The sequence below is a fragment of the Mycobacterium sp. genome (assembly GCF_050701675.1).
In the GTDB taxonomy this organism is placed as follows: Bacteria; Actinomycetota; Actinomycetes; order Mycobacteriales; family Mycobacteriaceae; genus Mycobacterium.
Genome location: NZ_JBOGDD010000663.1, coordinates 1 through 5565, shown reverse-complemented (window position 1 = coordinate 5565; position 5565 = coordinate 1). Strand labels below are relative to the sequence as shown.

At 65.3% G+C, this 5565-nt stretch carries 7 protein-coding genes; 1 reads left to right on the top strand and 6 read right to left on the bottom strand.

Going from position 1 to position 5565, the window contains the following annotated elements:
* The coding region (locus ACRDUX_RS20405; RefSeq protein WP_526415897.1) for a GntR family transcriptional regulator at positions 1-241 on the bottom strand (241 nt) is incomplete at its 3' end.
* A gap of 200 nt (positions 242-441) precedes the next feature.
* Here ACRDUX_RS20405 and ACRDUX_RS20400 point away from each other — a divergent pair.
* Complete coding sequence (locus ACRDUX_RS20400; protein ID WP_526415895.1) at positions 442-1395, top strand: LysR family transcriptional regulator; 954 nt, start codon at positions 442-444, stop codon at positions 1393-1395.
* A gap of 16 nt (positions 1396-1411) precedes the next feature.
* Here the strand turns inward: ACRDUX_RS20400 and ACRDUX_RS20395 are convergent, their stop codons facing one another.
* From ACRDUX_RS20395 to ACRDUX_RS20375, 5 genes are all read right to left on the bottom strand, one after another.
* Positions 1412-2296, bottom strand: coding sequence for an alpha/beta fold hydrolase (locus ACRDUX_RS20395; protein WP_526415893.1), 885 nt, complete (start codon positions 2294-2296; stop codon positions 1412-1414).
* Positions 2297-2398: 102 nt separating this feature from the next.
* Positions 2399-3424 carry an ATP-dependent 6-phosphofructokinase gene (locus ACRDUX_RS20390; RefSeq protein ID WP_526415891.1) on the bottom strand — a complete coding sequence of 342 codons (1026 nt, stop codon included), beginning with the start codon at positions 3422-3424 and terminating at the stop codon, positions 2399-2401.
* Between the two features lie 15 nt (positions 3425-3439).
* A complete protein-coding gene (gene dhaK / locus ACRDUX_RS20385) occupies positions 3440-4435 on the bottom strand; it encodes a dihydroxyacetone kinase subunit DhaK (RefSeq protein ID WP_526415889.1) in 996 nt (331 codons plus the stop codon).
* Positions 4432-5100, bottom strand: a complete 669-nt coding sequence (gene dhaL, locus ACRDUX_RS20380; RefSeq protein WP_526415887.1) for a dihydroxyacetone kinase subunit DhaL — start codon at positions 5098-5100, stop codon at positions 4432-4434. Before dhaL ends, dhaK begins: the two co-directional genes overlap by 4 nt.
* On the bottom strand, positions 5097-5565 hold a 469-nt coding region (locus ACRDUX_RS20375), incomplete at its 5' end, for an HAD-IA family hydrolase (RefSeq protein ID WP_526415885.1). The genes ACRDUX_RS20375 and dhaL, both read right to left, overlap by 4 nt.

Here is a 5565-nt window from a genome sequence, read left to right as displayed (position 1 = left end):
AGAGGGTGTCGAAGGGCTGACCGATCGCCGTCGAACACACCACCGGCGGCTTGCCTGCACCACCGGTGATGACCCCTTCTGCGCGCAACGCGGCGAGGGCCTGACGCACCGGCCCACGCGAGGACTTCCACTGCCCGCAGAGCTGAGACTCCGACGGTAGCGCGGACCCGACCGCGAGCTCGCCGAGGCGCACCCGCTCCCGGATGTCATGCGCAATCTTGATGTGCAAGGCCTCTGTCACAAACTTGACCATACAGGTGAAGAATGAGTGAATCAATGGATCGACCACCACTTAACTAACTGGTGTGGAATGTTTTTGACTATGGGACCGAGAGTCAAATCCTTCTTGACCATTGCCAAACGGGACCGACTCAGTCACGCTGTAGATACAAGTTCAACGGACACCGAGCTCTGCACTTCCCATCACCCCGGAGGACCACCATGGAACTCAACTCGCACCGCCTATGGGTGTTTCTGCAGGTCGTCGAGTGCGGAGGATTCTCCGCCGCGGCCAACAAGCTGTTCATGAGCCAGCCCTCGGTGTCGCACCACGTCCGGCAGTTGGAGGCGACCGTCGACGCAGTCCTGATCGACCGGTCGGGCGGGCGCGCGACGGCGACCGCCGAAGGCGAAGTGCTCGCCGAGTACTCGCGGCGACTGCTCCTGCTCGGTGAAGAGGCCATCGCTGCGGTACGGCAAGTCCAGGGACTGAGCCGCGGACACCTACGACTCGGTGGCACCACGACGGTTGGCACCTACCTGCTCCCGCACCTTCTGGGTCGCTTCCAGAATCTGCATCCCGACATCGAATGCGGGCTCTACGTCGGCAACGTCGAACAGCTCACCGCGCGACTACTGGCCGGAGGCGTCGGACTGGGGGTCTTCGTCGGTGAGCCCGTCAGCGCCCACTTGCACACCGAGCAGATCATGCTCGATCTCGCCGTCATGGTCGTCGGTCCCCACCACCCGCTCGCCGACAAACAGGTTGCGGCAAAGGAGCTTTCGGAACACCGGTTCATCCTGCGGGAGCCGGGCTCCGGCACTCGCTCGCTGCAGTCCGAGGTACTCGCCGATTGGCAACTGCACGACATCGCATCCACCGAGATGTGGGGCAGTGAGACCGTCAAACAGGCGGTACGTGCGGGCCTCGGCATCTCACTGCTCTCCGAACACACCGTGCGACAGGAACTTCAAGATGGCGCCCTCGCCACGGTTGACGTCTACCCACCCCCGGCCGGACGGCCGATCGTCGCCGCCTATCGCCGGGAGCGGGTACTCGCTCCCAGTGAACATGCGTTCCTCGAAGATCTACGCAATCTGGACACCTGGCCGAGTCCGCTCTTGGCGAACCGCGCCGGCCCAATGCGGGCGCGCATAGCGGTCTCGGAGAATTGACCCGATCCGCTGAGCATCAGTGCGGGTGTAGCAGTAGCACCGCTTCGATGAAGGCGTCGGGGTTCTCCTGCGGAAGCCCGTGACCCGCGTCGACGAGGCGATGGGCAACCATGTTCGTGAAGTGATCTTCGTGGCTGCCAGAGACGGGTCGAGGTCCGAGCCCGTCGTGTTCGGTGTCGAGTACGACGGTGGGAACGGTCACCACGGGCGTCGCTGCGATGAGCTCCTCGGTCGGTTCGTAGGTCGGATCACCCTCGACCATCCCGTGCCGATGCCGATAGCTGTGCACCACGACGTCGACGAAGTCCGGGTTGTCGAACGCCTTGGCCGTCGCCATCAGCGTCTCGTCGGTGAAGGACCAACGCGGCGACCACTGCTGCCACAGTAGACGCGCGTACTCGGCCCGATATCGCTGCAGGCCTTGACGTCCCCGCTCGCTGTGCAGGTAGTACTGGTACCAATACGCGCATTCCCGCTCCGGTAGTGCCGGCGTGCGTGCCGCTGCGAGGTCTTGAACGTTGTAGCCGTCGACGGTCACCAGTCCGGATACCACATCCGGCCACAGCGCCGCGACCAGACACGCAGCTCGCCCACCCCAGTCGAAGCCGCCCACGATCGGCCGGTCCAGGCCCAGCGCGTCGATCAGGTCGAGCAGGTCGTGGGCCAACGCTGCCTGCTGTCCGGAGCGAGGCGTCCCCGCGTCGACGAAACGCGTTGGGCCATAGCCGCGCAGATAGGGCACCACGACGTCCGCGCCGGCCTCGACGAGCGGTTTCACCACCTCGTCGTAGCACCTTGGCGCGTAGGGAAAGCCGTGCAACAACACGACCGGCCAACCCTGCCGATCACCACGCCGCTCGTAACCGACGTCCAGCACCCCGGCACGCACCATGTTCGTCATGGACTCTTCTCATTTCGTCTATGGTCCCGCGACCGGTCCCCGAACGTGCGATTTCGGCGCGCTCAGTTGCGGTGAGCGCACCTGAGCGCGCCGAAATCACTGCTATCCCAAGAGAGTCAGGACCTCGTCGTATCGACTCGCCGGTACGGTCTTGAGCTCCGCTACGGCATCATCGAGTGGAACGTTGACGAGATCGGTGCCGTGGATGGCCACCATGGTGCCCCAGTTGCCCTCGTGCGCGGAGCGGACCGCAGCCATGCCCACCCGGGTGGCGAGCACCCGGTCGAACGCGGTCGGAACCGCGCCGCGCTGGATGTACCCGAGCGTGGTGGCGCGTGTCTCGATGCCAGTGTTCTCCTCGATGAGCGAGGACAACACGTCTCCGATGCCCCCGAGTCGCGGCCGGCCGAAGGTGTCAAGGCCGTGCCGATGGTGCGGTGTGTCCATGGTGTCCAGCGAGAACCCCTCGGCGGCGACCGCAAGCGGCGTGCGGCCGCGGTCCCTCGTACTCTCCATCCAACTGCAGATCTGTTTGATCGAGACCTTGACCTCCGGGATCAGGATCGCGTGCGCGCTGGACGCGAGCCCGGCATGCAATGCGATCCATCCCGCGTTGCGGCCCATGACTTCGACGACCATGCACCGGTGATGGGCTTCGCCCGATGTTTGGATCCGGTCGATGGCCTCTGTCGCCACCTCGACTGCGGTGTCGAATCCGAAACTGTAGTCCGTGGCGGACAGATCGTTGTCGATGGTCTTTGGCACGCCAATGACGTTGACCCCGCCACGCTGCAGCTCTGCGGCCACCGACAGGGTCCCCTCCCCACCGATCGCGATGAGGGCATCGACACCCGCATCGGCCAACGCGGCGTACACGGTGGGGTCGTCCATCCCGGCCGCGAACGGGTTGGTGCGGGAGGTGCCGAGAACGGTGCCGCCGCGTCGGTTCAGGCCCCGCACGGCACGCCAATCCAGTGGGACGTGGTCGCGTTGCACCACCCCCCGCCATCCGTCTCTGAACCCGATGAACTCGTCCTCGTATGCGCGGGTGCCTTGCAGCACCGCGCCGCGGATCACCGCGTTCAGGCCGGGGCAGTCGCCGCCGCTTGTGAGTATTCCGAGTCGCATCGGGGTGGTCCTGGTTCAGTAGATGTGCAGCGCGGTGGAGGCCGGTGCGTCGAGTAGTGCGTCGATTTCGTCGTCGAGTTCGACGAGGGTGATCGATGCTCCGGCCATGTCCAGTGCGGTGCAGTAGTTCCCGACGTAGGACCGTTGAACGTGTAGCCCCTTGTCGCGGAGTCGGTCGTGGGCGTGGCCATAGAGGAGATAGAGCTCGCTGATGGGTGTCGATCCCAGTCCGTTGATCATCAAGGCGACTCGGGCTCCGGGCTCGTAAGGCTTGTCGGCGACGATCGTGTCGACCATCTCGTTGACGATCTCGCTGGCGGGACGCAGCTTCTCCCGTCGGCGCCCGGGCTCGCCGTGGATGCCGACACCGAACTCGACTTCATCGGCAGCCAGCTCGAACAACGGCGCTCCCTTGGCGGGCGGCGAGCAGGCCGTGAGCGCGACGCCGAGCGAGCGTGTGTTGGCGTTGACCCGCTCACCGATGGTGCGGACGTCGTCGAGCTCGCGACCTTGTTCGGCGGCGGCGCCGACGGCCTTGATGACGAAGAAGTTGCCTGCGACACCTCGGCGTCCGACGGTGTACGTCGAGTCTTGCACGGCGACATCGTCGTTGATGAACAGCAGCTGCGCTTCGACGCCCTCATCGGAGATCATCTCCTGGGCCATCTCGAATGCCATCTTGTCGCCGGTGTAGTTGTTGACCAGTAGCAGGACACCCGCATCGGTGGCGACCTCACGGATCGCGGCCAGCACGTAGTCCACCGGTGGTGCGGCGAAGACATCACCAGGGCAGGCCACGTCGAGCATGCCGGGGCCGACGTTCATGACGTGGGCTGGCTCGTGGCCGGAGCCCGAACCCTGCACGATGGCGACCTTGTTCGCCACGGGAGCGTCGGCGCGCACGATGAGATTGAACTTGGGCTCGTAGCGCAGGGTGTCGGGGTTGGCGCGGGCGATCCCGGTGAGGATCTCGGCGACGAAGTCCTTGGGATCGTTGACGAATCGCTTCATCGTGCTGATTCCTCCTGTAGTGGGTGGGGGTCTGGGAGTGGTCGCCATAGCTGGGCGATGTTCTCGGACATGACGGCCACCGCGACGGCGCCGGGGTCCTCGTAGCCGATGCTGCGTTCGCCGACGTAGCTGGCCCGGCCGCGGTTGGCCTTGAGTTCCTTGGTGCGGGTGGCACCTCGGCGGGCAGCGGCAGCCACGGAGGCGGCGACGTCCGACGGGGTGTCGGATCGCGTTGCGGCAGCCCCGAGTTCGTCGCGCAGTGGGTACAGGGCGTCGAGCAGGGTCTTATCCCCAATGGTGGCACCGCCACGATGTTCGATCCCGCCGATTGCGGCGTCGATCATCGCGTGTGCGTCCTGCAGGTCGAGTTCGACGCGGTCCTTGACCGCGGCCCCGGCTCGCATGAAGCCGGTCCCCCAGATGGGGCCGGAGGTTCCGCCGAGCCTGGTTGCCAGCGTGGTGGCCACGGCTCGCAGGAAGGTCGACGGGCTGGAGTCATCGAGGGTATCCCAGTTCTCCAGGACTGATTCGAACCCACGCGCCAGGGAGTATCCGAAGTCTCCGTCGCCGGCAACGGCGTCCAATTCGCAGAAGTACTGTTCGTTCTTCACCGCCGTATCGGCGATGATCTGCACTGCCGCACATACCAATTCGATGGAACTCATCGGTTCTCCCGCTGTGTTGAGGTGAGGGTCTGACCGCGCAACGCCAGAAGCCGCCGCAGCGCCTCGAGGTCGACGACATCGCCGAATCCGACGTCGTGGGGATCCGATAGCACCGTTGTCGGCTCGCCGCCGTCACCCAGTGAGGTCACGACCGCCGCGGCAGGTGTGAAGTCCTCCGCCAGCGTGTAGCTGCTGGGCGTGACGATGCACGCCAGCCCTGCTGATACCGCCGCACGCATTCCGACCGCACTGTCCTCCACGACGATGGCGGTCTCGGCGCTGACACCCAACCGGTCCAAGGCCAGCAGATAGATGTCCGGGGCAGGTTTCTTCGCAGGCACGACATCGCCGGCGAAGATCGGGATGACTTCTGCGGTTTGATGTCCCACCACGGAATCGAGAACCGACCGCACCGACTGCGGTGCTGAAGTCGAAGCCACGGCGACCTGCCACCCGGTCGACAAG

Excerpts from the sequence above, each read along its gene's own strand:
- ACRDUX_RS20400 (WP_526415895.1), top strand. The coding sequence starts at position 442 with ATGGAACTCAACTCGCACCGCCTATGGGTGTTTCTGCAGGTCGTCGAG.
- dhaL (WP_526415887.1), bottom strand. The coding sequence starts at position 5,100 with ATGAGTTCCATCGAATTGGTATGTGCGGCAGTGCAGATCATCGCCGAT.
- ACRDUX_RS20395 (WP_526415893.1), bottom strand. The coding sequence starts at position 2,296 with ATGACGAACATGGTGCGTGCCGGGGTGCTGGACGTCGGTTACGAGCGG.
- ACRDUX_RS20390 (WP_526415891.1), bottom strand. The coding sequence starts at position 3,424 with ATGCGACTCGGAATACTCACAAGCGGCGGCGACTGCCCCGGCCTGAAC.
- dhaK (WP_526415889.1), bottom strand. The coding sequence starts at position 4,435 with ATGAAGCGATTCGTCAACGATCCCAAGGACTTCGTCGCCGAGATCCTC.